The organism is Pseudonocardia sp. Ae331_Ps2 (assembly GCF_001932405.1).
Taxonomy (GTDB): domain Bacteria; phylum Actinomycetota; class Actinomycetes; order Mycobacteriales; family Pseudonocardiaceae; genus Pseudonocardia.
In genome coordinates this window covers 4,003,837-4,028,127 of the sequence record NZ_MCIM01000001.1, presented here as the reverse complement: position 1 = coordinate 4,028,127, position 24,291 = coordinate 4,003,837, and the positions used below count along the sequence as shown (strand labels likewise).

At 74.9% G+C, this 24,291-nt stretch carries 24 protein-coding genes and 1 pseudogene; 12 read left to right on the top strand and 13 right to left on the bottom strand.

The window, feature by feature from the left end; translation table 11 throughout:
• Positions 1–186: 186 nt before the first annotated feature.
• Entirely contained in the window at positions 187–771 is a 585-nt protein-coding gene (locus Ae331Ps2_RS19305; protein ID WP_075307314.1) for a TetR/AcrR family transcriptional regulator, read from the top strand.
• Here the strand turns inward: Ae331Ps2_RS19305 and Ae331Ps2_RS19300 are convergent.
• The 5 genes from Ae331Ps2_RS19300 to cobF all read right to left on the bottom strand — a co-directional run bounded on the left by Ae331Ps2_RS19300 (position 761) and on the right by cobF (position 4,011).
• A complete protein-coding gene (locus Ae331Ps2_RS19300; protein WP_075307317.1) occupies positions 761–1,756 on the bottom strand; it encodes an SDR family NAD(P)-dependent oxidoreductase in 996 nt (331 codons plus the stop codon). The genes Ae331Ps2_RS19305 and Ae331Ps2_RS19300 overlap by 11 nt on opposite strands.
• 48 nt (positions 1,757–1,804) lie before the next feature.
• On the bottom strand, positions 1,805–2,305 hold the full coding sequence (locus tag Ae331Ps2_RS19295) for a hypothetical protein (protein WP_075307319.1): 501 nt from the start codon (positions 2,303–2,305) through the stop codon (positions 1,805–1,807).
• Between the two features lie 35 nt (positions 2,306–2,340).
• Positions 2,341–2,601, bottom strand: coding sequence for a helix-turn-helix transcriptional regulator (locus Ae331Ps2_RS19290; protein ID WP_083907834.1), 261 nt, complete (start codon positions 2,599–2,601; stop codon positions 2,341–2,343).
• A gap of 81 nt (positions 2,602–2,682) precedes the next feature.
• The gene (locus Ae331Ps2_RS19285; protein ID WP_020625343.1) at positions 2,683–3,174 is read right to left on the bottom strand and encodes an SRPBCC family protein; all 492 of its coding nucleotides are present in this window, start codon (positions 3,172–3,174) and stop codon (positions 2,683–2,685) included.
• 30 nt (positions 3,175–3,204) lie between these two features.
• Complete coding sequence (cobF, locus tag Ae331Ps2_RS19280; RefSeq protein WP_020625344.1) at positions 3,205–4,011, bottom strand: precorrin-6A synthase (deacetylating); 807 nt, start codon at positions 4,009–4,011, stop codon at positions 3,205–3,207.
• 210 nt (positions 4,012–4,221) lie between these two features.
• Here cobF and Ae331Ps2_RS19275 point away from each other — a divergent pair, with 210 nt between their 5' ends.
• Positions 4,222–5,412 (top strand): glycosyltransferase family 4 protein, encoded by a 1,191-nt coding sequence (locus tag Ae331Ps2_RS19275; RefSeq protein ID WP_233147599.1) that lies wholly within the window; start codon positions 4,222–4,224, stop codon positions 5,410–5,412.
• Between the two features lie 110 nt (positions 5,413–5,522).
• Here Ae331Ps2_RS19275 and Ae331Ps2_RS19270 read toward each other — a convergent pair whose 3' ends face one another.
• Positions 5,523–6,869 (bottom strand): glycosyltransferase family 2 protein, encoded by a 1,347-nt coding sequence (locus tag Ae331Ps2_RS19270; protein ID WP_075307321.1) that lies wholly within the window; start codon positions 6,867–6,869, stop codon positions 5,523–5,525.
• A gap of 628 nt (positions 6,870–7,497) precedes the next feature.
• Here Ae331Ps2_RS19270 and Ae331Ps2_RS19265 point away from each other — a divergent pair.
• Positions 7,498–8,622: a C40 family peptidase gene (locus Ae331Ps2_RS19265; protein WP_075307323.1), complete on the top strand. Its 1,125-nt coding sequence runs from the start codon at positions 7,498–7,500 to the stop codon at positions 8,620–8,622.
• Positions 8,623–8,884: 262 nt separating this feature from the next.
• Here the strand turns inward: Ae331Ps2_RS19265 and galT are convergent, their stop codons facing one another.
• Together galT and Ae331Ps2_RS19255 are read right to left on the bottom strand one after the other, a co-directional pair.
• Positions 8,885–9,964, bottom strand: coding sequence for a galactose-1-phosphate uridylyltransferase (galT, locus tag Ae331Ps2_RS19260; RefSeq protein ID WP_075312049.1), 1,080 nt, complete (start codon positions 9,962–9,964; stop codon positions 8,885–8,887).
• 14 nt (positions 9,965–9,978) lie between these two features.
• Positions 9,979–10,770: a DeoR/GlpR family DNA-binding transcription regulator gene (locus Ae331Ps2_RS19255; RefSeq protein WP_060714509.1), complete on the bottom strand. Its 792-nt coding sequence runs from the start codon at positions 10,768–10,770 to the stop codon at positions 9,979–9,981.
• Positions 10,771–11,084: 314 nt separating this feature from the next.
• Between Ae331Ps2_RS19255 and Ae331Ps2_RS19250 the strand changes: the two genes are divergently transcribed.
• The 5 genes from Ae331Ps2_RS19250 (at position 11,085) to Ae331Ps2_RS19230 (ending at position 15,876) form a co-directional block, all read left to right on the top strand.
• Positions 11,085–12,770, top strand: coding sequence for a sodium:solute symporter family protein (locus tag Ae331Ps2_RS19250; RefSeq protein ID WP_020625350.1), 1,686 nt, complete (start codon positions 11,085–11,087; stop codon positions 12,768–12,770).
• Positions 12,771–12,783: 13 nt separating this feature from the next.
• Positions 12,784–13,092 (top strand): hypothetical protein, encoded by a 309-nt coding sequence (locus tag Ae331Ps2_RS19245; RefSeq protein ID WP_083695757.1) that lies wholly within the window; start codon positions 12,784–12,786, stop codon positions 13,090–13,092.
• Positions 13,093–13,404: 312 nt separating this feature from the next.
• The gene (locus Ae331Ps2_RS19240; protein WP_075307325.1) at positions 13,405–14,031 is read left to right on the top strand and encodes a YigZ family protein; all 627 of its coding nucleotides are present in this window, start codon (positions 13,405–13,407) and stop codon (positions 14,029–14,031) included.
• 4 nt (positions 14,032–14,035) lie between these two features.
• Entirely contained in the window at positions 14,036–14,521 is a 486-nt protein-coding gene (locus tag Ae331Ps2_RS19235) for a GNAT family N-acetyltransferase (protein WP_075307327.1), read from the top strand.
• A 95-nt stretch (positions 14,522–14,616) separates the two neighbouring features.
• A complete protein-coding gene (locus Ae331Ps2_RS19230) occupies positions 14,617–15,876 on the top strand; it encodes an Nramp family divalent metal transporter (protein WP_043279857.1) in 1,260 nt (419 codons plus the stop codon).
• A 1-nt stretch (position 15,877) separates the two neighbouring features.
• On the opposite strand, the gene Ae331Ps2_RS19225 is transcribed toward Ae331Ps2_RS19230, so the two are convergent.
• Both Ae331Ps2_RS19225 and Ae331Ps2_RS19220 read right to left on the bottom strand, forming a co-directional pair.
• A complete protein-coding gene (locus tag Ae331Ps2_RS19225; RefSeq protein WP_051050258.1) occupies positions 15,878–16,681 on the bottom strand; it encodes a crotonase/enoyl-CoA hydratase family protein in 804 nt (267 codons plus the stop codon).
• 9 nt (positions 16,682–16,690) lie between these two features.
• Positions 16,691–17,581, bottom strand: a complete 891-nt coding sequence (locus Ae331Ps2_RS19220; RefSeq protein ID WP_075307329.1) for an alpha/beta fold hydrolase — start codon at positions 17,579–17,581, stop codon at positions 16,691–16,693.
• A 128-nt stretch (positions 17,582–17,709) separates the two neighbouring features.
• On the opposite strand from Ae331Ps2_RS19220, the gene Ae331Ps2_RS19215 reads away from it, so the two are divergent.
• Genes Ae331Ps2_RS19215 through Ae331Ps2_RS19200 form a run of 4 tightly spaced genes read left to right on the top strand, consistent with a single transcriptional unit; the run spans position 17,710 to position 22,152 of the window.
• Complete coding sequence (locus tag Ae331Ps2_RS19215) at positions 17,710–19,497, top strand: SDR family oxidoreductase (protein WP_075307331.1); 1,788 nt, start codon at positions 17,710–17,712, stop codon at positions 19,495–19,497.
• A gap of 19 nt (positions 19,498–19,516) precedes the next feature.
• Positions 19,517–20,428 (top strand): metal-dependent hydrolase, encoded by a 912-nt coding sequence (locus Ae331Ps2_RS19210; protein WP_075307333.1) that lies wholly within the window; start codon positions 19,517–19,519, stop codon positions 20,426–20,428.
• Positions 20,425–21,474: a PDR/VanB family oxidoreductase gene (locus Ae331Ps2_RS19205; RefSeq protein WP_075307335.1), complete on the top strand. Its 1,050-nt coding sequence runs from the start codon at positions 20,425–20,427 to the stop codon at positions 21,472–21,474. The genes Ae331Ps2_RS19210 and Ae331Ps2_RS19205 overlap by 4 nt, the downstream gene beginning before the upstream one ends.
• A gap of 27 nt (positions 21,475–21,501) precedes the next feature.
• Complete coding sequence (locus Ae331Ps2_RS19200) at positions 21,502–22,152, top strand: TetR/AcrR family transcriptional regulator (protein ID WP_075312051.1); 651 nt, start codon at positions 21,502–21,504, stop codon at positions 22,150–22,152.
• On the opposite strand, the gene Ae331Ps2_RS19195 is transcribed toward Ae331Ps2_RS19200, so the two are convergent.
• The 3 genes and pseudogenes from Ae331Ps2_RS19195 to Ae331Ps2_RS19185 all read right to left on the bottom strand — a co-directional run.
• The gene (locus Ae331Ps2_RS19195; RefSeq protein ID WP_075307337.1) at positions 22,110–22,727 is read right to left on the bottom strand and encodes a phosphodiester glycosidase family protein; all 618 of its coding nucleotides are present in this window, start codon (positions 22,725–22,727) and stop codon (positions 22,110–22,112) included. The genes Ae331Ps2_RS19200 and Ae331Ps2_RS19195 overlap by 43 nt on opposite strands.
• A gap of 36 nt (positions 22,728–22,763) precedes the next feature.
• Positions 22,764–23,588, bottom strand: a complete 825-nt coding sequence (locus tag Ae331Ps2_RS19190) for a transposase family protein (RefSeq protein WP_075313133.1) — start codon at positions 23,586–23,588, stop codon at positions 22,764–22,766.
• A gap of 76 nt (positions 23,589–23,664) precedes the next feature.
• Positions 23,665–24,291: pseudogene (locus tag Ae331Ps2_RS19185) on the bottom strand (hypothetical protein); the annotation flags it as partial.

Below are 24,291 nucleotides of genomic sequence, written 5' to 3'. Positions count from 1 at the left end.
GTGGCCGTGTGTCGGGTGGTGTTCGGTCTCGGGTGTTCGGTATCGACCGTGCGTACCCGGCGTCGCCTCCCGCCATGCGCCGACGCCCGGACGCTACGGTCGCCGACACCGGACCCGCCGTCGCCGGTCCCCGCGCCGCGCCCCTGGCGCGCCGCACCTCCAGTACCTACGAAGGAGCACTCCCCCGTGACCGCCGCCCCGTCCGCCCGTTCCGGTGACAGCACCCGCAGGGCCCTGCTCGCCGCGGCCGCGGACCTGTTCACCGAGCACGGCTACGACCGCACCTCGGTCCGTGCGATCGCCGACCGGGCCGGGGTGAACCAGGCGCTGCTCTTCCGCTACTTCGGCAGCAAGGACGCCCTGTTCGCCCGGGTCGCCGCCGAGCGCGCCCTCGCCGTGCTGCACGACGGCCCGCCCGAGGATCTCCTGCCCCGGCTGCTGCGGTCCGTCCTCGACAGCAGCCAGGGCCCCGAGCGCGACCTGTTCGGGCCCGTCGTGCGCTCGGCCGGCACGTCGGAGGCGGCCACGGCCGTGCGGAGGGAGCTGGCCGGGGCGTTCACCGAGGCGTTCGCCGCGCAGGCCACCGGCGCCGCCGACCGGGCCGAGGCCGAGCTGCGCGCGGAGCTGGTCCTGACCTGGCTGCTCGGGCTGAGCCTGGTCCAGCCGCTGCTGCCCGAGGGCGCGGTCGGGCGGGCCGAGCCGGACACGGTGCTGGCCCACGTCACGCGCGCCGCGCGCACCCTGCTGGAGGCACCCGGGGTCAGCCGGTGAGCCGGTCCACCTCGGCGCGGAACCGCTCGCGCTGGGCGGGGGTCTCCCGGGTGCGCGACAGGTAGTGCTCGGGCCGCGGGGCGCGGTCGTGCCAGAACCGGCCGGTCCCGACCGCCGAGGACGGCGCGGCCGCGAGCCACACCGCGGTGTCCGCGCCCTGGGCCGGGGTGCGCAGCACGGGGCCGACGACCCGGTCGAACAGCGGCAGCGACCCGGTGACGCCCGGGGTGCGGGCCCAACCGGGGTGCAGTGCGTGCACGGTGACCCGACGGGGGGCCAGCTCGTCGGCGAGCAGCCCGGTCAGGACGACCTGCATCCGCTTGGTGCGGGCGTAGGCCGCGGTGCCGCCGTAGTCGCCGGTGCGGAACTGCAGGTCGTCGTCGCGCAGGGGCTGGGCGTACATGCCGCCCGAGGACATGATGATCACCCGGGAGTCGCTGCCGGACCGCTCGGCGCCGGCCGCGAGGGTGTCGGTGAGCAGCCGGGTCAGCAGCAGCGGCCCGAGGACGTGCACGGCCAGGGTCAGCTCGTTGCCCTCGGAGGTCTCGCTGCGGCCGGGCGGGAGCAGCCCGGCGTTGTGCACCAGCACGTCCAGGGCGTCGACCTCGGTGGCGAACCGGGTCGCGAACGCGCGGACGTCGGCGAGCTCGCCGAGGTCGCAGACCTGCACCGGCAGCCGGTCGGCCGACAGCCCCGGCACGGCGGCCAGGATCCGGTCCCGTGCCGCGACGCCCTTGTCCCGGGAGCGGACGAGCAGGTGCACCGTCGCGCCGAGCCGGACCAGCCCGGTCGCGATCGCCTCGCCCAGTCCGCCGCCCGCGCCGGTGACGAGCGCGGCGCGCCCGGCCAGGGCGCCGCGGGGTGGGTCGGCGCGGTCGCCGCTCCACCCCGGGCGCCGCAGGAGGTAGCCGATCCGCGAGTAGCCGGGGACCAGGGTGCGGTCGAGGAGGGTGTCGAGGACGGAGGGGACGACGCTGCCGGGCACGCATCGATCCGACCACAGCGCCGCGCCACCCGCGCGTCGATCAGCCCGTCAGGCCGCGACGTCGTCGGCGGTGGACTCGCGACGGCGCGCCCGGATCTCCGTCCAGCTCATCAGCCCGACGACGGCCACGCCGCCCGCCACGACCCCCCAGAGCGTCGAGGCGCTGACCCCGTCGCTGCTCCCGCGCACCAGCAGCCCGGCAGCCATGACGAGGAGCAGGACCAGGACCGGGGCCATGCGCCACCAGGACATCCGCGCGCCCTCCGTGGCGCGGACCCCGAGCCTCGCGGCGTAGATGCTGCTGACCAGCGACGGCACACCGACGACGCCGATCACGACCAGGACGTAGGGCAGCGCCGGCGGTCCACCGATCCAGATCATCGCCCCCGCGGCCGCCAGCCCGAGCCACAGCATCAGCTGGAACCCCACGGCCGACGCCTCGTTCCAGACGTCCCGGCGGCGCTCCTCCCGGTAGAACGGATTGCCCAGGTCGCCGACCGCGGCGGCCGCCCGCACGAACCAGCTGTCGCGCTTCATCTCGTCACCCATCACACGTCCTCCCCCCGCCGCGCCTCGGCGCGGCCTCACTCCGATGTCCCGGTCGCGTTCCCTGCGGTCCGGCCGGCCTCTGCCTCGGACCCGAACAGCCCCTCGACGGTGCCGTCGAGCGACCGTGCGATGGCCAGGGCCAGGTAGACCGACGGTGCGTAGTCGCCGGCCTCGACGGCCACGACCGTCTGCCGGGTCACGCCGACCTGTTCGGCCAGCTCGGCCTGCGTCATGCCGGCCGCCGTCCGGGCCGCGCGGACGGCGTTGCGCCGTCCCCTCGCCGATGTCCGTCCCACATCGACGATTGTCAAGGCTACTCGACTTCATGTCAAGTAAGCCGGACATCGATCCGGCACCCGGTCCGGCGCGACCTCGATCTAGCCGAGGCGCTCGCGGACGGCGTCGAGGTTGCGCTCCATCCCGGCCCGCCACTCACGCAGCCGGCCCTCGACGATCCGCTCCTCCTTGTCCGGCCACCGCTCGATCGCCGCGGTGAGCCCGGACGGCCCGGGGCCCATCCGGGCCCACTGGCGCAGCACGGTGCCGTCGCCGTCGGGGGTGAGCTCGAAGCGCCAGACGGCGGTCTCGCCGCACTCGGCACCGGCCTCGACGGTCCACTCGAACACCCGCCCGGGTTCCCAGGCGGTCACCGTGGACACGGTGCTCCACGCGCCGCGGGCCTCGTGGTGGTGCTCGCCGCGCAGCCGGGCGCCGGGCCCGGGGCGGTCGCCGTCGACCCACTCGGCGCGCTGCATCTCGGTGGACACCTCCACCAGGAACTGCGGGTCGGTGACCAGCGCCCACACCGCCCGTGGCGGTGCGGCGACCCGGGCGGTGGCCTCGGTGGTGGGTCCGTCGGCGTAGCGCATGCGACCTCCTCGTCGTCGGCCCGCGGCGGGTCAGCGCTCGTCGGCACCCCGGCGCAGCAGGTAGGTGTCCATGATCCACCCCTTGCGCTCCCGGGCCTCGGCGCGGACCTTCAGGATCTCGTCGGCGACCTCGTCGAGCGGCCCGGCGACGAGCAGCTCGTCCGCTGTCCCCAGGTAGGCACCCCAGTAGATGTGCAGCTCACGATGCTGCTCGGCCGGCAGCGTGGCGAAGGCGGTACGGCCGTCGAGCATCACGACGACGTCGTCGACGTCGTCGGGCATCCCCTCGGCGATCCGGCGCCCGGTGGTGATCAGGACGGGGCGGCCGACCCGGTTGAGGATCAGCCGGTGGGCGGCGGCGAGCGCGGCGACGCTGGAGATCCCGGCGACCGACTCGACCGCCCACTGCTCCCCCGCGCCGTCCAGGACCCGGTCGAGCAGGCGCAGCGTCCCGTCGTAGAGGGAGGGGTCGCCCCACACCAGGAACGCGCCGGTCTCGCCGTCGGCCAGCTCGGCGTCGAGCATCTCGCGGTAGAGACGAGCCCGCCGGTCCTGCCAGTCGACGACGACCTCGCGGTACCGCTCGTCGTCGCGCTCGACCTCGGTGCCGCGGTCCCGGCCCACCTCGGGCGCGGTGACCAGCCGGTAGCCGCCGTCCGGGCGGTGCCGGCGCAGGATCTCGGTGCGCAGCGCCAGCAGGTCGTCCTGCGACCCCCCGCCGTCGAGCCCCTTGTCGATGACGAAGACGACGTCGGCCCGTTGCAGGGCGCGGACCGCCTGGAGGGTGAGGTGGTCGGGGTCACCGGCCCCGATCCCGATCACGAGAACCGTGCGCACCGGAATGACCGTAATGGACCCCGGACACGCCCGGGCACTCCCCCGATCGGCAGGCACCTCCGCTCCGGTGTCGCCCGATGCGCGCAGCGTGCGACCCCGTCTCGCCCCGTCGTCACTCGGTAGTGTCGGAGTGGCCGGCGAGCCGGGCCGCGTCACCGGCCGACCGCCGACGACCGACCCCCACGCGCCACCCCGGGAGGCCACGTCACCGTGCCCACCAGCGAGAGCACCAGCAGGATCCTGACGATCGGGCACCTCGTCGAGTCCCTCGACGACGGCGGCGTCGCGGCCGCGCTCGGTGACCTCGCCGTCGCCGGCCCGGACGCGGGGTTCCGGGTGGTGGTCGTCGCGCTGGCCCCGTCCGGGCACTCCGAGGTCGCCGAACTCCTGTCCCGTGCCGGGGCGCCGCCGGTCGAGCTGAACGTCGCACCGTGGGACCCGCGCGCCGTGCTGAAGGTGCTCGCCGCGTTCCGGGAGCACGGCGTCGACCTGGTGCACACCCACGGAGCCCGGCCCGACGTCGTCGGCTCGGCCGCCGCGGCCCGCCTGCGGGTGCCGGCGGTGTCCACGCTGCACCACATCCACGAGCACCCCGCCGACCGCGGCGACCAGCTCCGGCGGACCGCGAAGACGTTGGCGCGCAAGCGGTTCATGACCCGCACGATCGCGACGTCGGCCCTGCAGCGCGACTGGTACCGCCGCGCCGCCGGGTCCACCGAGGGCCTGTCGGTGATCCCGGACGGCGCCGCCGACCCGGGCGAGGGCACGGCCGAGGAGCGGGAGCGCCTGCGGCGCGGGCTCGGCGTGGCCGACCACGAGGTCGTCGCCGTCTCGGTCGCGCCGATGCGCCGGGGCCAGGGGCAGGACATGCTGCTCGACGCCGTCGCCGGGATCGCGCCGGACGAGCCGCTCACCGTGGTGCTCGGCGGCGACGGACCGCTGCGGCCGTGGCTGGAGTCCCGGGTCGCCGCCGACGAGGCCCTGTCCGGCCGGGTGGCGTTCCGCCGCAGCACCGACCCGGTGGCGCTGCTCCGGGCGGCCGACGTGCAGCTGCACACCACCCGGCACGACACGATGCCCCGGATGCTGCTGCTCGGGCACGGCACCGGCACCCCGGCCGTCGCGACCCGGGTCGGCGGGATCCCGGAGATCGTGACCCGCGAGACCGGCCTGCTGGCCCCGGTCGACGCCACCCGGATCGCCGACGAGCTGGTGCGGCTCACCCGCGACGCCGACCTGCGCGCCCGGCTCGGGGCCGGGGCCCGGCGGCGGTTCCTCGACCGGTTCGCGGCCGCGCCGTGGGCGGCCCGGCTCGGCGACGTCTACCGCAGTGCGGTCGGGGTCGCCGGCGCGCCGGCCGCCGCCGAGCTGGACACACCCGAGCCGGTGGGCCGGGGCTGAGCCGGTCCCGGGCTCCGGCTGCCCGGACCGGGCTCCCGGTGCGCCGCGGGGTACCTCGTTCGCGGAGGTCCCGGTCGGCCGGCTCGGAGCAGGGACGGACCGGACCGCGGTCAGCGCCGCCGCAGCGGCCGGGCCGGGCCGGTCAGCGGCGGAGTGCTCCCGCCCTCGGTCTGCACCTGCCGGCGGGCCTGCAGGTAGAGCGCCGGACCGGAGACCAGTCCGCGCAGCTTGCGAGCGCCCGCCCCCCTCGGCAGCGCGACGACGTCCTGCGGCGCCGGGCGGTCCTCGTCCGCGAGCGGGGCACCCAACGGCTCCGGCGACGGCCCGCGCCCACCGACAGCGGCGGGGGCGTGCTGCTCGTGGCGGGCCCGCGCGACGGGCTTCGGCTCCGCGGACTCGCGGCGCACGATGTCGCGCAGCCGCCCCAGTGCCGCCGGGAACCGGCGCACCGCCAGCCGCCGAGCCCGCGGGTCCAGCGCCACCTTGCCCAGGAACGCACCCAGCCCGAGCGCGTAGCCGCCCATCTGGTCGCGCAGCTCCCCCGACGACGGCCGGTGGTGGTGCCACACCCACGCCGACGGCAGGTAGGCCAGGGTGCCGCCGTCGAGCACGATCCGGACCAGCAGCTCGATGTCCTCGCCGCCCCGGGTGGGCCTGCCCGGGCCGAGCGCCTCGTCGAACCCGCCGAGCGCGCGGACCGGCTCGGCACGCACCGCCAGGTTGGCGCCGATCCCGAACAGGCCCGGGGAGAACGGGAACACCGGGGAGTCCGCGGGTGGGTCGTCGAGCCGGAACCGGCGGGGCAGGAAGCCCTTGTTCCAGGCCAGCGCGACGTCGGCGGCCCGCTCTTCCGGGGTCTCCAGCCGCGCGGCGAGCACGGGACCGCTCAGCGCGACGAGCTCGGGGTCCTCGGCGAAGGACCCGGCGATCCGTGACGCCCACCGCGGGTCGGGCTCGGTGTCGTCGTCGGTGAACGCGACGACCGCGGTGCGGGCCTCGGCGAGGCCGCGGTTGCGCCCGACCGACACACCGCGGCGCGGCTCGCAGACGTAGCGGACCCGCGGGTCCGCGCAGTCGCGGACGACCTCGCGGGTGCGCTCGTCGGGCGGGTCGTTGTCGACGACGAGCACGGTCACGTCGGGGTGGTCGCCGGCCAGCACCGCGGCCAGGCAGCGACGGACGCTCTCCGGCCGCCCCCGCGTCGCGACGACGACGGCCAGCGGCTCGGCCGACACCGCGGGCTCGGCCGGTGGTTCGCGCCCGGCGACGGCCGCGGCGGCCCGGGCCAGGTCCGCGGCGCGCGCCCGGCCCCCGTGCAGCGGGACGACGGCCTGACCGACGGGGACACCGCCGTCGGTGACCAGCAGCCGGGCCGAGCCGAACCGCGGCGGGACGACGAGGTCACCGGCCCCGTGGCCACTGCCGTGCACGCCGCGGTGGTGGGCGAGCTCACCCACCCAGACGGGGTCGCCTGCTCGGTCCGGCACTGCTGCGGCCTCCCGGGATCGTGGGTCGGTGTCGGTGGTCGGCCCGACCGGTGCACGCCCCGCCGGTCGCGACGGGCACCCGCCCCGATCGTCGCAGAGCACCCGGCACCCGCGCTCACCAGGCACGGGACCCGCATCGTGCGCTGCTCCGTCCGCCGCGGTCCGGACGACCTCCCGGCCCAGTCACGCCGACGAGGTGCCACCGGCGGCACCGCCGGGTTCGGGACAGGGTGGTCCGTCCGGGGGCTCTCCCGGTCACCGTGCGCACTGCGACACCCGCGTACGCACACCGTTCGGCGCAGCCGAACGACCGTACGACCCGAACAACACACCGTCTGCACCGTTGGGCGCGGCCCCGGTGCGCGGATCGCGCCGGACCGGCCGCTCGCCGCACACCCGGCGAGCCCCGTCGGTGTCCGAGTCACGGATCGGTTACGGTCGCTCTCGGCTGGTCGACGAGATGTCGGCTGGTGCGCCTGGTCGGTCGCCTGCTCCCCGCTGGCCGACACTCCCCCTGGCGCCCACCCAGCACGCAGCGGGGCGGAGCCGTGTCCGGTCACGAGGACCGGGGCGGGTTCGAGGCGGCGAGGACCCCCGAATGACCACTGCACTCACCCCGGAACTCCATACACCCGAGAGCGACGTCCCCCGGCGTCGCCGGGACCGTGACGCCGGCGCGGGCATCTCCGCCGCCGAGCTGCTCGCCCGCTACTCCGAGGCCGGGTTCGACACCCCCGCGACCGGCGGCCGTCGCGCCCGCCGTGCCGACGCCCCCGGCCCGGACCTGGAGCGCATCGGCACCCCCGCGACCGGTCTGCCCGCCGTGTCCGGCAGCGACACCGTCATCACCCGCGACGCGCCGGACACCCCCGCCAGCGTCACCTCGCGGACCGCGGTCGGCCTGCTCCGCGGCACCTCGGACACCGGGCCGCTCGGGCGCAACCCGCGCGCCGTCGTCGCGACCATGTCGGCGACGCTCGTCGGCGCCACCGCGGTCATGGGCGTCGTGTCGACCCTCAGCTCGCCGGAGCAGTCCCCCGAGACCTCCGCGGACATGGACCTCACCGGCGCGGCCAACGAGGCCACGATGAAGCTGTCGATCCCGGCCGCGGGCTCCGAGCACGGCGGCACCGGCACCAGCGACGCCGCGTCCACCCTGACCAGCGGGTTCGAGCACGTCACCGCGTCGGTCCCGCAGGCCTTCGAGAAGGCCGACGCGGCCCGCATCGCCGCCGTCGCCCAGAAGGAGGCCGCGGCGAAGGCGGCCGAGGCCCGGGCGAAGGCCGCCGCGGCGTCGGCCCGGCACGGCGGGGACGACGACGGCGACGGTGGCGGCGTGATCGGCGACATCGTCGGCGGCCTGACCGGCGGCTCCGCCGAGGGTGCCCAGGCGCTCGCGCAGGCCAAGCAGCAGCTCGGCAAGCCCTACAAGTGGGGCGCCACCGGCCCGAGCGCGTTCGACTGCTCCGGCCTGATGGTATGGGCGTTCGAGCAGATCGGCATCGACCTGCCGCGCACCTCCAGCGCGCAGTCGCAGATGGACGGCACCCCGGTCTCCAAGAGCCAGCTCAAGCCCGGCGACCTGGTGTTCTTCTACTCGCCGGTGAGCCACGTCGGCATCTACGCCGGCAACGGCAAGGTGCTCCACGCCTCCACCAGCGGCGAGCCGGTCAAGTACTCCGACATCGACTCGATGCCGTTCCACAACGCCGTCCGGGTCTGACCCCGCCGCACCCTGCCTTCGAGGCCGCACCCCTGGGGAGGGGTGCGGCCTCGACGCACGTCCGGACCCGTTCGCCCCGCGCCGCGACCCACAGCCCGCACGCAGGCAGACCCGCAGCCCGCGCGGTGATCCGCCGGGCGCGCGGTGATCCGCGGGACGCGCGCGTCTGAACACGCGCGAACAACGGATCACCGCGCGGGCTGCGGATCACCGGCGGACCGCGGGCGGCACCGGCGGGTGGCTCCCCGTGGCCGGGCTGCGGTTACAGCGAGCGGAGCCGCTCCGCGACGGCCTCGGGCAGCACGTCGGAGATGAACGCGCCCGCGCCGGACTCGGACCCGGCCAGGTACTTGATCTTCCCGGGGGCCCGGCGGATCGAGTGCAGCCGCAGGTGCAGCCGGGCGTCGGAGCGGCCGTCGGACTCCAGCACCGGTGCCTGGTTCCAGCCCGCGACGTAGGGGAGCTCGTCGTCGTAGAGGGCGTCGAGGCGGCGCAGCACGTCCAGGTAGAGGGTCGCGAACTCGGCGCGCTGGGCCTCGTCGAGGGCGGGCAGGTCCGGGGTGGGCCGGTGCGGGTACAGGTGCACCTCGACCGGCCAGCGCGCCGCCTGCGGCACGAACGCCGTCCAGTGCTCCCCAGCCACGACGACGCGCTCCCCCGCCCGCTCGGCGGCCAGCTGCGTGTCGAACAGGTTCTCCCCCGTGGCCTCGCGGTGCGCGGCGACGTGGGCCAGCATCCGCTGCGGGAACGGCGGGACGTAGGGGTAGGCGTAGATCTGTCCGTGCGGGTGGGACAGCGTCACGCCGATCTCGGCGCCCCGGTTCTCGAACGGGAAGACGTAGCGGACCCCCGGCCGGGCACCCAGCTCGGCGGTCCGGTCGGCCCACGCTTCCAGGACCAGGCGCGCCCGGTCGGGGGTGAGCCGGGAGAACGGGGTGTCGTGGTCGTCGGTGAAGCAGACGACCTCGCACCGCCCCGACGCCGCCTGCGGCACCGGGCCCGGTTCGGGCAGCGGCGCGCCGGGTGCGGACCCGAAGGACGGGAAGCGGTTCTCGAACGCGACGACGCCGTACTCCGGGCTCGGCACCTCGGTGTGGCGACCGTCGCGGCTGGGGCACAGCGGGCACTGGTCGGCCGGCGGCTTGTAGGTGCGGTCCTGCCGGTGCGCGGCGATCGTCACCCACTCCCCGGCCAGCGCGTCGTAGCGCAGCTGCGAGGCGGGCACCACCCGCGGGAGGTCGCGGGCGTCGACCAGGTCGGCCGGGTCCCGGGGAGCGTGGTCGGGGCCGTCGAACCAGAGGATCTCCCGGCCGTCGGCCATCCGGGTGGCCAGCTTCTGCACCTTCTGCACGTACGTCACCTTCCGGGCCGGGCAATGATCACGTGGTCGACCTCGCCCTCGAGGACCGCACGGTCGGCGTCGGCCAGACCGCTGTCGGTCACGAGCACGTCGGCCTCGGACAGCTCGGCGATCGTCGAGATCCCGACGGTGCCCCACTTGGTGTGGTCGGCGACGACCACCAGCCTGCTACCGGACTCGATCAGGGCGCGGTTGGTGTCGCGCTCGGTGAGGTTCGGGGTGGAGAAGCCCGCCGCGGCGCTCATCCCGTGCACCCCGAGGAACACCGTCTCCAGGTTCAGCGAGCGCAGCGCGGCGATCGCGACCGGGCCGACCAGCGCCTCCGACGGCGTCCGCACACCTCCGGTCAGGATCACCGTGGTCCCGCGGGAGTCGGCGCCGCCGGTGTGCAGCGCGTCCGCGACGGCGACGGAGTTGGTCACCACCGTCAGCCGCGGCACGGCTGCGAGCAGCCGGGCGAGCCGCCAGGTCGTCGTACCCGCGGACAGGCCGATCGCGGCACCGGGGGTCACCAGCTCGGCGGCCGCGGCGGCGATGGCGTCCTTCTCCTCCAGCTCGCACACCGACTTGGCGGCGAACCCGGGCTCGGACGTGGTGTGCTCGCCGACGGCCGTCGCGCCGCCGTGCACCTTGTCCACCAGGCGGCGCCGAGCCAGCACGTCGAGATCGCGGCGCACGGTCATCTCCGACACACCGAGGTGGTCGGCGAGCTCGGACACCCGCACCGCGCCGCGGGTGCGGACCTGCTCCACGATCACCTCGCGCCGCTGCTCGGCGAGCAGGCTCATCGTGTCCGGGCCGGACACCGTCGGGGCTTCACCCGCACAGAATGCAACACAACCGAACGTGCGGCAAGGGTCGACCGAGCGTATCGATCGGCCACCCGAGGGGCATCCAGGTCACCGACCGGTCTCGAAATCGAGCGAAAGTGTTCACTTCTGATCGAGTCCGGTCTAGCTTGTGCGTTGGTCCGCGCAACGCGCCGTCGTGCACCACCGGCCGGCGGACCGGCAGCACACGCACTCGACGGCGAGGAGCTATCCGAGATGGAGCATCACGAGACGGCCCGGCGGGCCCCGGGGACGTCCCGGGAGGGCACGGCATGACCGCCCAGGAGGTCCTGCGCCTCAACCCCAACCTGGTCGACTACCTGCTGGTGGCCTTCTACTTCGTGCTGGTGCTCGGCATCGGCTTCGCGGCACGTCGCTCGGTCTCCTCCAGCCTCGACTTCCTGCTGTCCGGCCGGTCGATGCCGGCCTGGATCACCGGCCTGGCGTTCATCTCGGCGAACCTCGGCGCGATCGAGCTCATCGGCATGGTCGCCAACGGGGCCCAGTTCGGCATCCCGACGGTGCACTACTACTGGCTGGGCGCGATCCCGGCGATGGTGTTCCTGGGCATCGTGATGATGCCGTTCTACTACGGCTCCAAGGCCCGCAGTGTCCCGGAGTTCCTGCTCAAGCGGTTCAACAAGACCACCCAGCGGGTGCAGGCGGTGATCTTCGCGGTCGCCTCGATCCTGATCGCCGGGGTCAACCTGTTCTCCCTGGGCCTGGTCCTGGAGGCGCTGCTCGGCTGGTCGCTGTACCTGGCGATCCCGGTCGCGGCCGTCGTCGTCCTGGGCTACATCTCCCTCGGCGGGCTGTCCGCCGCGATCTACACCGAGGTCCTGCAGTTCTTCGTGATCCTCGCGCTGCTGATCCCGCTGACCGTCGCCGGACTCAACCGGGTCGGCGGCTGGGACGGCCTGACCCGCGCGGTCACCGAGGGCCCGAGCGGCGGCGCGGACCTCAACGCCTGGCCCGGCACCCCGCTCACCGAGATCGCCAACCCGTTCCTGTCCGTGCTGGGCATCGTGTTCGGCCTCGGGTTCGTCCTGTCCTTCGGCTACTGGACGACGAACTTCGCCGAGGTCCAGCGCGCCCTGTCGGCCAAGTCGATGTCGGCCGCCCGGCGCACCCCGATCATCGGTGCGTTCCCGAAGGCGCTGGTCGTGCTGGTCATCGTGACCCCGGGCATGATCGCCGGGATCCTGGTCCCGCAGATCGCCGCGGTGAAGTCCGGCGGCGGCGACGCCGTCGAGGGCATCACCTACAACAACGCGCTGTCGCTGCTGATGAAGGAGGTCCTGCCCAACGGGATCCTCGGCGTCGCGATCGCCGGCCTGCTGGCCGCGTTCATGGCGGGCATGGCGGCGAACATCAGCTCGTTCAACACGGTGTTCACCTACGACATCTGGCAGGACTGGGTCCGCCCGGGCCGCGCCGACCGCTACTACCTCGGCGTCGGCCGGCTGGTCACGATCGTCGGCTGCGTGCTCGCGATCGGCACCGCGTTCATCGCCTCGGGCTCGGCGAACCTGATGGACTACATCCAGTCGCTGTTCAGCTTCTTCAACGCACCGCTGTTCGCGATCTTCATCCTGGGACTGTTCTGGAAGCGCATGACCGGGCCGTCGGCCTGGATCGGCCTGCTCTCCGGCACCGCCGCGGCGGTGCTCGTCGACATCCTGGTGCGCACCGAGGTCTGGACGATGTCCAGCCAGGCGGGCAGCTTCGTCGGCGCCATCGCGGCGTTCGTCGTCGGTGTCGGCGTGGCCGCGGGGGTCTCGCTGGTGACCACCCCGAAGCCGGACGCCGAGCTGGTCGGCCTGACCTGGAGCCTCACGCCCAAGGAGGCCCGCACCCATTCCACCGACGGCGACGACGCGGGCTGGTACCGCAGCCCGGGTGTGCTCGGTGCACTGGTGCTCGCGATGACCGTCGTCCTCTACATCGCGTTCGGCTGAGCGGAGACCTGCGATGAGCTCGAAGAGTGCAGACCACACCCCCGGCGACCGCGCCGGGACCGACGCCCCGGTCTCGACGACCGCGGCCAACCTGTTCGACCTGCGGTCGGTGATCGCCCTGCTGTTCGGGGTCTACGGCATCGTGCTGCTGATCATGGGCATCGTGTCGGGGAACGACCCGGAGAACCTGGCCAAGACCGGCGGTACGAACCTCAACCTGGACACCGGCATCGGCATGCTGGTGATCGGGGTGCTGTTCGTGCTGTGGGTGTACCTGCGGCCGCTGAAGCTGGCCCCGCCGGCGGCCGACGAGCAGGACTGACCCGGACCACGCCGGCCGGGAGTGCCCTCAGCGCTCGCGGCCGGCGCGGTTCGGGTAGACCGGGTTGAACGCCGCGAGGGTGTAGTCGTCGATCCGGCGCACCACGCGGGTCAGGCCGGAACGCAGGACGCGGAGTGTGTCGATCATGGATGGGATTCCCTTCGGTGTCGGCGGCAGAACCGCCAGCTGTGGACGAGGGAGCCCGCCGGGTGAGGCGGGCGGCCTCGTCACCGGACCCTTCCAGGATGCACTGAATCGATCCCGATGCGCCGCCGATCGCGAGCGCGGTCACGATGTGAGGCCGGTCGCGGCGTGCGGGTGATCGCCCGCGACGGCGCGCACGAGATCGAGATCGCGCGGTCGCGCTTCCTCTGCACCGTCGCCCGCGTCGCCGACGTCGCGGCGGCCCAGGCCGTGATCGACCGCGTCCGCCGGGCCGGGCCGGACGCCACCCACCACTGCACCGCGCTGCGCATCGGCGACCCCGCCACCGGGGACCTCACCGCCCGCAGCAGCGACGACGGCGAGCCGTCGGGCACCGCGGGCGTGCCGATGCTGGAGGTGCTCACCCGCCGGGGGCTGACCGACGTCGTCGCCGTCGTCTCGCGCTGGTTCGGCGGGACGAAGCTCGGCGCGGGCGGGCTGGTCCGCGCCTACTCCGGCGCCCTGACCGCCACCCTGGACGCGGTGGGCGAGCTGCGCCGGGTCCGGCACCGCGAGCTGCTGCTCGCCGTCGGCCACGACCGCGCCGGGCGCCTGGAGCACGACCTGCACCACTCCCCGTACCGGCTGTGCGACGTCACGCACGGCGTGGACGTCACACTGACCGTGGCCGTCGCCGAGACCGACACCGGTGCCTTCGCCGACTGGCTCGCCGAGCACACCGGCGGCGACGTCGAGGCGCTCGACGCCGGCCCGCGCGACCTCTACCTACCCTGAGCGCGTGCACATCCGCGCCGCCACCGCCGACGACCTCCCCGCCGTCCTCGACGTGCTCCGCCCGATCTTCGCCGACGGCCGGACCTACACCGTCCCGCCCGACGCCGACGACGCCTGGATCACCCGCATGTGGATGCTCCCGCCGCCGGCACGGGTCGTCGTGGCGGTCCGGGACGGGAGGGTCGTGGGCACCGCCAAGACCGGGCCCAACCAGCCGGGGCCGGGCTCGCACGTCGCGACCGCGAGCTTCGCCGTCGACACCGGCGAGGCCGGGCGCGGCACCGGGCGCGCGCTCGGCGAGCACGTGCTGGCCCTCGCCCGCGCGGACGGGTACGCCGCGATGCAGTTCAACGCCGTCGTCGCGACCAACACCCGCGCGGTCGCGCTGTGGCACTCGCTCGGCTTCGCCACGGTCGACACGGTGCCCGACGCGTTCGCCCTGCCCGACGGCACGACCACCGGCCTGCACGTGATGCACCGCTACCTGTGACCCGCACGGTCTGCATCGTTGCACCTCTGTACCTGCAGAGTTAGTCGCGCCTACACTGTGTCTTCGCCAGACCTCATCACTTCACGGGGGCGCACATGACGAGCACGGACACGGCCGCACCGGTCAGCGTGGAGCAGCTGCGCCGACGCGGGTGGCGCGGCAGGCTCGCCGTCCTCGGGCCCGCGTTCGTCGCCGCCGTCGCCTACGTCGACCCGGGCAACTTCGCGACGAACTTCTCCGCCGGCGCCGGCTACGGCTACCTGCTGGTCTGGGTGATCGTCGTCGCCAACCTGATGGCGATGCTCATCCAGTCGCTCTCGGCCAAGCTCGGGCTCGCGACCGGCAAGAACCTCCCCGAGCTGTGCCGCGAGCACCTCACCCCGTGGCGGAACCGGTTCATGTGGGCCCAGGCCGAGCTCGTCGCGATCGCGACCGACCTGGCCGAGGTGATCGGCGGCGCCGTCGCACTGCACCTGCTGTTCGGGATCCCGCTGTTCACCGGCGGGGTGATCACCGGCGTGATCGCGTTCGTGCTGCTGGGACTGCAGTCGCGCGGGCACCGGCCGTTCGAGCGGGCGATCGTCTTCCTGCTCGCGATCATCCTGGTCGGGCTGGTCTCCACCGTGGCGCGCACCGACGTGGACGGTCCCGCGCTCGCGGCGGGCCTGGTCCCGGGCTTCGACGGCGTCGGGTCGCTGGTGCTGGCCACCGGCATCCTCGGCGCGACCGTGATGCCGCACGTGATCTACCTGCACTCGGCACTGACCCAGGGCCGCCTGGTCGCCCGTGGCCCGGAGGACACCCGGTTCCTGCTGCGGGTCGGGCGCACCGACATCGCGCTCGGGATGGGCGTGGCCGGGCTGGTCAACCTGTCGATGCTGGTCGTCGCGGCCGCCCTGTTCGCCGGCACCGACGTGCCCGGCACCGACACCCTGGAGGGCATCTTCGCCGGGCTGGGCAGCGAGCTCGACGCCGTCGCCGCGTACGGGTTCGCGATCGCGCTGCTCGCCTCGGGGTTCGCGTCGTCGGGCGTCGGGACCTACGCCGGGCAGGTCATCATGGCCGGGTTCCTGCGCCGCCGGATCCCGCTGCTGCTGCGCAGGCTGCTGACCCTCGCCCCCGCTCTGGTCGTGCTGGGCATCGGGATCGACCCGACGCAGGCGCTGGTGCTCTCCCAGGTCGTGCTGTCGTTCGGGATCCCGTTCGCGCTGGTCCCGCTGGTGTGGCTGACCGCGCGCCGCGAGGTGATGGGCGACCTGGTCAACCACCGCGTCACCACGGCCGCGGCGGTCGTCGTCGCCGCGGTCGTGGTGGGGCTGAACGCCTTCCTGATCTGGGAGGCGTTCGTCGCCTGACTCAGCGACCGCGCCAGACCGGGTCGCGCTTCTCGGCGAACGCGGTGGCGCCCTCGCGGGCGTCCTCCGAGGTCAGCACGGGGCGAACGATCGCGTCGTGGCGCTCCCAGCGGTCGGCGCCCCAGTCCGGGCTCTCCCGCACGATCCGCTTCGACGCGGCGACGCCGAGCGGCCCGTTCACCGCGATCCGCGCGGCCAGCGCCAGCGCCGCCTCGAGCGCGGTGCCGTCGTCGACAACGGAGTTGACCAGGCCGGCGGCCTCGGCCCGCGCGGCGTCGATCGGGTCCCCGGTCAGCAGCATCTCCAGCGCCAGCGCCCGGGGCACCCGGTTCGCCAGCTCCAGCGCCCCGCCCGCGGCGGCGACCAGGGACCGCTTGACCTCCGGCACCCCGAAGCGGGCGCCACGCCCGGCGACGACGAGGTCGCAGGCCAGCATGATCTCGAACCCACCGGCCAGGGCCCAGCCCTCGACGGCGGCGATCATCGGGGTGACCGGCGGGGCCTGGGTGATCCCGCAGAGGCCGCGCCCGGGCACCGACGGCCGCTCGCCGCGCAGGAACGCCTTGAGGTCCATCCCGGCCGAGAAGACCCCGCCCGCCCCGGTCAGCACGCCGACCCGCAGGTCGGGGTCGGCGTCGAGCTCGTCGACGGCCGCGGCGACGGTCCGCGCGACGCTCTCGTTGAGGGCGTTCTTGGCGTGCGGGCGGTTGATCGTGATCAGCAGGACGCCGTCCCGCCGCTCGACCAGCACGTCCTCGTCGGACGCGGCCGTCCCGGAAGGAGTCAGTTCTGACTGCTCTGTCATGGGCCCACCCTAGATCGCGGGCGCCACCACCGGAACCGAGTGCTCCCAGTCCGCCAGCAGGGTCCGCAACGCGGTCACCAGCGCCAGCGGCTGGTCGATCATCATGTGGTGCCCGGCACCGGGGATCTCGACGACCAGCGCGGCCCGGCCCATCCGGTCGACGGCCATCTCCCCCATGTCGGCCGGGACCAGGCCGTGCTCAGCGCGGAACAGCGCGATCCGGCAGCCCGGCCGGCCCAGGTCGCCGGGGGTCAGCGCGATCCCACCGAAGATGCGCGGGTCGAACTTCCAGCTCCAGCCGCCGTCGACGGCGCGCACGCTGCGTTCGGCGATGTGCCGGTGCACGTAGGGTAGGTCACCGGGCTGGCCGGGGATGGTGCGGAACCGCGCGACCAGCGCGTCGCGGTCGGGGTGCACCTTCACCGGACCGAACGCCCGCTGTTCTCGTGCCGCCAGCTCCTCCGGCGACCGGTCCCGGATCGGGGAGTCGACGGCGACGGACCCGGCCAGCTCCTCGCCGTAGCGCAGTGCCGCGGTGAGCGTGACGTACCCGCCCATGCTGTGCCCGATCAGCGTCGGACGCGGGCCGAGGCCCGCGGCGTCGATCACGGCACGCAGCTCGGCGGCCCAGCGGTCCAGGTCGTAGGACGGCGCGCGCCCGGAGTCACCGTGCCCGGACAGGTCGACCGCCGCCACCCGGCGGGTGCCCTCGGTCAGCAGCGGAGCGATGTGGTCCCACCAGTGCAGGTGTGCCGCGCCGCCGTGCACCAGCAGCACGCCGGGCCCGCCAGGGGTGCCCCAGCTGCGGAAACGGATCTCGACGCCGTCGCTCTCGGTGCGCCCGGGCTCGCCCGGATCGGCGAGTGCGTCGGTGAACCACGTGGGCGGAGCGGTGGACACGCTGGGACCTCGGATCGTGGTGCGGGGACGGCCGTGGAGAACCTACCTCCCCGCGGCCCCGACGACGCCCGGCAGCGCGGCGGCGACCAGGGGTGGCGTCTTGTTGACACGTTTTCTACGATGACGGTGTGTCTCACAACGAGGTGGAGCCCGCCGGCCGCGTCCGGACGGTGCGCAGCCGGGACGACCTGGACCTGGTCGTGGAGGAACGGGGCGACCCGTCGCACCCGACGGTCGTCGCCGTGCACGGTTATCCCGACGACCGGCACGTGTGGGACCGCGTGGCCGCGGACCTCGCCGCGGACCACCACGTCGTCACCTACGACGTGCGCGGCCACGGTGGCTCCGCCGCCCCCGGAGCCCCGGCCGGCTACGACCTGGAGCTGCTCGCCGCGGACCTGCGCACGGTCGCCGACGCCCTCTCCCCCGACTCTCCGGTGCACCTGCTCGCGCACGACTGGGGCGCGATCCAGACCTGGCACGCCGTGACGCGCGAGGACGGCGCCCCCTCGGCGATGGACGGCCGGGTCGCGTCGTTCACCTCGGTCTCCGGCCCGTGCCTGGACCACGTGGGGCTGTTCCTGCGCCGCCGCGGCCTGCGCGACCTGCGGCCGGTGCTCACCCAGGCGCTGCACTCCTGGTACACCCTGGCGTTCCGGATGCCCGTGCTGCCCGAGCTGATGGTCCGCAGCGGGCTGCTCGGCGCGATGGTGGCGCGGACCGAGCGGATCCCGCGGCCCTCGGTGCGCGACGCGGTCAACGGTCTGGAGCTCTACCGGCGGAACCTGCCCCGGCGGCTCGGACGCCCCCGGCCGCGGCGCACCGACGTCCCGGTGCAGATCCTGGCCCCGCTCGGCGACGCCTACGTCACTCCCGCGATGGCGACGAGCGCCGCCGCGTACGCCCCCGACCTGCGGGTCCGGTACCTGCCCGGCGGGCACTGGATCGTCCGCAAGCGGGCGGGTGTCGTCGCGCGCTGCGTCCGCGAGCTCGTCGCCGAGCGCTCCGGCGGCACCACCTCGCCCGCGCTGGAGCGGGCGGCGGCCCGGGGCGCCGCCCTGGTCCGCAGCGGGGGGCGGCCGGGCCGGGCGTCGCGTTGGGACGGCTCGCTCGCCGTCGTCACCGGGGCGGGCAGCGGGATCGGCCGCGAGATCGCCCGCCGGCTCGCCGACCTGGGGGGACGGGTCGTCGTCGCCGACGTCTCGGAGGATGGCGCCGCGGAGACCGTCGACCTGGTGACCCGGCGGCACGGGCCCGGGCGTGCGGTGGCCGCGGTCGTCGACGTCGCCGACGAGGCCGCCGTCGCCGCGCTCGCCGAGCGGGTCGCCGCCGAGCACGGGGTGCCCGACCTCGTCGTGAACAACGCCGGGATCGCCGTCGCCGGGTCGTTCGCCGACACGACGACGCAGGAGTGGCAGCGGATCGTCGACGTGAACCTGTGGGGCGTCGTGCACGGCTGCCGGCACTTCGGCGCGCTGCTCGCCGCACACGGCGAAGGCGGCACGATCGTCAACACCGCGTCGGCGGCGGCCTACCTGCCGTCGCGCTCGCTGCCGGCCTACGCCACGACCAAGGCGGCGGTGCTCATGCTGTCGCAGTGCCTGCGCGCCGAGCTGGCGGGCGCCGGGGTCGGGGTCACCGCGCTGTGCCCCGGGTTCGTCGACACCCCGATCACCGGTGCCACCCGCTTCGCCGGCACCGACGACGCCACGCAGGCCGTCCGCCGTCGCGACGTCGCGGCGGCCTACGCCCGACGCGGGTACACCCCGCAGCGCGTCGCCGCCCGGCTGGTCCGCGCCGTCGAGCGGGACCTGCCGATCGCCCCGGTCACCGCCGAGGCGCACGTCGGGCTGCTCGCCTCCCGGCTGTCCCCCGCACTCGTCCGCGCACTCGCCCGGGTCGACGGGACCCGCTGAGTCTCCCAGGAGCATCGCCATGACCGACCCGACCGAGGACCGGATCGCGCTGCAGGCCCGCGACGTCCGGTTCGACTTCAGCACCCTGCGGACCGACTGGATCCCCGGCGAGCCGTTCGCCTCGCACCTGATCGACGTGCTGCACCTGCTGCTGCCCGAGGGGGAGCGCTGGTTCGTGGAGGTCTTCTCCCGCGCGCTGCCGATGGTCCGTGACGAGGCACTGGCCGAGGACGTGCGCGGTTTCATCGGCCAGGAAGCCGTGCACGCGACCTCGCACCAGGGGGCGCTGGACCACCTCGTCGAGGCGGGCGTGGACGTGACCCGCTTCGTCGAGCAGGTCGAGTGGATCTTCACGGAGCTGCTCGGCGACCGCGGCCTCACCGGCGACGCGGCCCGGGAGTGGCTGGTGGAGCGGGTCGGGCTGATCGCGGCGATCGAGCACTTCACCGCCGTCCTCGGCTCGTGGATCCTCGACGCCGACGCTCTCGACGCGGCCGGGGCCGACCCGCACATGCTGGACATGCTGCGCTGGCACGGCGCCGAGGAGGTCGAGCACCGCAGCGTCGCGCACGACCTCTACACCCACCTCGACGGGCGGTGGCTGCGCCGGATCCGGGCGATGGCGGTGGCCGGGCCGGCGCTGGCGAAGCTGTGGGCCGACGGCACCCGGCACCTGTGCGACCGCGACCCGCACCTGCGCGGGACACCGCAGCGCCGGGCCCGGCTGCGCGACTACCTGCGGGACTCCCGGCGTGGGCTGGTGCCCGGCCCGTGGCTGTTCGCCCGCGCCGTGCTGACCTACCTGAGCCCGCGGTTCCACCCGGCCGCTCACGGCGACACCGACGCGGCGGTGGCCTACCTCGCGGTCTCCCCCGCCGCCCGTGCCGCCGAGGCGGGGCACGCCGACCCGGCCGGGGGGTCCGCGGCATGAGGACCGCGCTGCTGTCCGGCGCGGGCTCGGCCGCGCCGCCGCCGCACCCGAACCGCGGGGCGACCGCATTGTCGGTGCTCACGGCGGTGACCCAGACCCTGGCGACGGCCGGTGGCCGGCGCCGTCGCCCGGTCACCCCGGTGGACCGCACCGTGGTCGTCGAGGTGCACGCCGTGCGCCGCCCCTGCCCCGACGTCGCCGAGCTCGACCTCGTCCCGGCGGGCACCGGGCCGCTGCCGGGCTGGCGGCCCGGCGCGCACGTCGACGTCGAGCTGCCCTCGGGGTTGCTGCGGCAGTACTCGCTGTGCGGCGACCCGGGCGACCGGTCGGTGTACCGGATCGCGGTGCGGCGGGTGCCCGGGGGCTCCGGCTCGCACGAGGTGCACGCCCTGCGCCCCGGGGCGCGGCTGCGGCTGCACGGCCCGCGCAACGCGTTCCCCCTGGCCGCGGCGCCGTCGTACCTGTTCGTCGCCGGTGGCATCGGGATCACCCCGATCGCGCCGATGGTCCGGGCCGCGCACACCGCGGGGGTGGGGTGGCGGCTGGTGCACACCGGCCGGGACCGGGCGTCGATGCCGCTGTCCGACGCCCTCGCCGCGCTCGCCCCGGATCGTGTGGTCCGCCGCCCCGACGACGTCGCGGGCGTCCCCACGGCGGCCGAGCTGCTGGCCGGGACCGACCCGGACGCCGCCGTCTACTGCTGCGGCCCGCCGCCGATGATCGAGGCGCTGCGCCGGGCGCTGCCCGCCGGGCAGCGGTTCCACTCCGAGCGGTTCTCCCCGCCCCCGATCCGCGGCGGCCGCCCGTTCACCGTCCGGATCGTCGGCGGCCCGGACGTCGCGGTCCCGGCCGACCGGACCGCGCTGGACGCCGTGCGCGCGCTGCGCCCGGACGTGCCCTACTCCTGCCGGCAGGGGTTCTGCGGGACCTGCCACGTCCGGCTGGTGGAGGGCACGACCGTCGGCGACCCGGCCGGGCCGGGCCGGACCGCGCTGTGCGTCGGGCGGGCCACGGACGGGACGATCGTCGTCGACCTCGGGCGCTGAGGCATGGGGTCCGTACCCTCGTCGGTGATGACCTCACCCGCACGTCCACCCCGGCGCATGACGCCCGAGGCCCGCCGCGCGCAGCTGGTGTCGGCCGCGCTCGACCTCTACGGCGCCCGCTCGCCGGAGGAGGTGGCCGTCGAGGACGTCACCCGGGCCGCGGACGTGTCCCGGGCGCTGTTCTACCGGTACTTCTCCGGGATGGAGGAGCTGCACGTCGCGGCGCTGGGCAGTGTCGCCGAGGAGCTCATCGACCGGGTCGCGCTGCCCGCTGACGGTCCGCTGGACTCCCAGCTCGCCGACGCGCTGGACGTGTTCCTCGACGTCGTCGGCCGGCACTCGCGGGCCTACGTCGCGCTGCTGCGCAGCGGCTCGGTCGTCTCCACCGGGGAGACCGACGCGATGGTGGACGGCGTGCGCGACCACATCGTGGACCTGCTGTGCGTGCGCGGCGGTGTGCCCGACCCGACGCCGCTGCAGCTGATGACGCTGCGCGGCTGGGTCGCGCTGGTCGAGGGCTCGGTGCTGGTGTGGCTGGAGGCGGGCCGGGTGCCGGCCCGCGCCGAGCTGCGGGACTGGCTGGTGGAGCAGCTGTTCGCGATGCTCGGGGTGACCGTGGCCCGCGACCCGGACGCTCAGTTCTCCACGACGCCGAGCGCGTTGGGCACCAGCCGGTAGGCGTCCTCGGACGGGCTGTTCACGACCTGGCCGCGGAACACCATCGTCGAGGAACCGCCCCCGTCGAGGTTGACACCGTCGACGGCGCCCGCCCGGCGCAGCTGCTCGGCGGTCTCGGCCAGGGTGATGCCGACCGAGGTCGACTCGCGGCCGTCGGCGGTGAGCAGGATCAGCCGTCCCTGCGCGGTGAGGCCCGCGGCGCTGCGCGGGTCGCGGGAGCGGGCGTCCAGCCCGGCGCCGGGTGCACCGTCGCGCAGGATCGGCGACGCCCCGACCGCGGTCCGCGGCGGTGTCCCCGACGCGGCGGCGAGCGCGTACCGGACGGTGACCCGGTCGCCGACGGCGAGCCGTCGCAGCGCGGCGGCGCCCTGGTCGCGGCCGGCGAGGACCTGGTCCCCGGCCGGGATCGCTCCCCCGCCGGGCGGGCGGACCGCGGTGACCGCGCCGTCGCGGACGACGACCTCGACCCGGTCCGGTGCGCACGGCGCGTTCCGGTCGGTGTCGCTGCCGCACAGCGTGGCGGCCCGGTCGCCCGCCCAGTCGGAGGTGAACAGCCCGATCCCGCCGACCGGCACGGCGTAGGCATTGAGGTGTTCTCAGTAGCGGGTTGATCATGTCGTGCGGTCGTACTCGGTGTGGAGTAGTACGAGCGCAGCTGCGGTGATCGCGCCGGTGCGCCAGGGACATAGCGTGACTCGCCGCAACGCGGCGAAGGTGGTCTTGAGCAGGGCGTTTCCGCGTTCGGCCAGAGCACGAAGGGCTGAGTGCAGGGTGTTGACGGTGCGCTGGTTGACCGTCTGCCCGCGGCCGGGGGCGAGTTTGATGGGCACGGTGAGCCGGTCGGCTTCGCCTTCGTAGCCGAGGTCGCCCAGCGCGGCGTGGGTGTCGTCGGTGAACGCGGCCAGGCCCTCGAGCAGCCCGGGGTGGGTACGGGCGCAGCGGGTGTCGTGCTCGCGGCCCGGCCGCACGTCGCTGGTCCATAGCGGCCATCCATCAGGTGCGGTGAGGACCTGGATGTTCCCGCCGTGGCGGCGGTGCTTGCCCGACCACCACAGGTCGACCCCGGGGGTGAGGCCGAGCGCGCGGCACCGGTCGGTGGCGATCAGGGTGCCGTCGAGATTCACGTGGGTGTGCCCGGCTGTGCGGGCGGCGAGCAGGGCTCCGTGCAGGCCGGGTGCGGCCGCGGCGAGGACGTCGATGCCTTCGTGCAGGTAACGGTAGGCCGTTGCAGTGCTGATCGCGTTGTCACCGGCCAAACATCGGACCCGGGTAGCATCACAGAACCAGCGGATCACCAGCACTGCCTGGGCGAACGGGGTCAACGCCCGCCGCCGGGTGCCACGTCGACGGCGTTGAAGGACCAGGAGCCGCGCCAGATAGGCCACGGTGCGCTCCCCGATCGGGAGGACAGCGGTGTAGGTGACAGGATCAGACATGCAGGACCTCGGTGACGGTGTCGATCTGTGCTGGACCGAACCGATCTACCGGGGTCCTGCCCCGTTCCCGCTCATCTCACCACCCTCGGCGTGTCGCCACGACCTGCCACCCCGCTACTGAGAACACCTCATTGAGGGTGTCGATCCGGAGGCGGCCCTGCGGGCCGGTCGCGGAGGCGTCGAGGGTGAGCCGGTCCAGGCGCGGGGTGCCGTCGTCGTCGACGGCGAGCACGTCGCCCTGCTCGGCGCCGGGGACGCCCGGGGCGAGCCGCCGCCCCGGTGGGACGGCGGAGGTCAGCGCGCGGCCGTCGCGGACCGAGGGCCCGGCGGGGGCGTTGCTGCGCCCCAGGTCGAAGAAGTCACCGTTGATCGCGGCTGCCGCCCCGCCACGCTGCGCGTGCGCGGGAACCGAGGACCGCTCGCCGACCGTCGCACCGGTGAGCAGGGTGGCGCGCAGCTCGGCCCGGTTCAGGTCGGCGACGACGACGTCGACGGTCACCGGCCCGGCCGGGGTGTCGACCCGCTCCTCGCGGTGGGTGATGGCGGGGGCCTGCGGGGCCGGGGCGACGGGCGCATCGGCCCCGGTGGACCCGGACGTCGCCGTGGACCCGAGCGCCACGGTGGACGGGGTCTCGCCAATGGAAGCGGTCTCGGCAGTGGACGCGGTCTCCGCGGTGGCCCCGGTGGACGCGGTCTCCGCGGT

What these genes read in the sequence shown, in the direction of transcription:
- Ae331Ps2_RS19245 (WP_083695757.1), top strand. Translation starts at nt 12,784, where the DNA reads ATGAGCTCGAAGAGTGCAGACCACACCCCCGGCGACCGCGCCGGGACC.
- Ae331Ps2_RS19285 (WP_020625343.1), bottom strand. Translation starts at nt 3,174, where the DNA reads ATGCGCTACGCCGACGGACCCACCACCGAGGCCACCGCCCGGGTCGCC.
- Ae331Ps2_RS19265 (WP_075307323.1), top strand. Translation starts at nt 7,498, where the DNA reads ATGACCACTGCACTCACCCCGGAACTCCATACACCCGAGAGCGACGTC.
- Ae331Ps2_RS19250 (WP_020625350.1), top strand. Translation starts at nt 11,085, where the DNA reads ATGACCGCCCAGGAGGTCCTGCGCCTCAACCCCAACCTGGTCGACTAC.
- Ae331Ps2_RS19230 (WP_043279857.1), top strand. Translation starts at nt 14,617, where the DNA reads ATGACGAGCACGGACACGGCCGCACCGGTCAGCGTGGAGCAGCTGCGC.
- Ae331Ps2_RS19295 (WP_075307319.1), bottom strand. Translation starts at nt 2,305, where the DNA reads ATGGGTGACGAGATGAAGCGCGACAGCTGGTTCGTGCGGGCGGCCGCC.
- Ae331Ps2_RS19205 (WP_075307335.1), top strand. Translation starts at nt 20,425, where the DNA reads ATGAGGACCGCGCTGCTGTCCGGCGCGGGCTCGGCCGCGCCGCCGCCG.
- Ae331Ps2_RS19210 (WP_075307333.1), top strand. Translation starts at nt 19,517, where the DNA reads ATGACCGACCCGACCGAGGACCGGATCGCGCTGCAGGCCCGCGACGTC.
- Ae331Ps2_RS19200 (WP_075312051.1), top strand. Translation starts at nt 21,502, where the DNA reads ATGACCTCACCCGCACGTCCACCCCGGCGCATGACGCCCGAGGCCCGC.
- Ae331Ps2_RS19190 (WP_075313133.1), bottom strand. Translation starts at nt 23,588, where the DNA reads ATGTCTGATCCTGTCACCTACACCGCTGTCCTCCCGATCGGGGAGCGC.
- Ae331Ps2_RS19255 (WP_060714509.1), bottom strand. Translation starts at nt 10,770, where the DNA reads ATGAGCCTGCTCGCCGAGCAGCGGCGCGAGGTGATCGTGGAGCAGGTC.
- Ae331Ps2_RS19225 (WP_051050258.1), bottom strand. Translation starts at nt 16,681, where the DNA reads ATGACAGAGCAGTCAGAACTGACTCCTTCCGGGACGGCCGCGTCCGAC.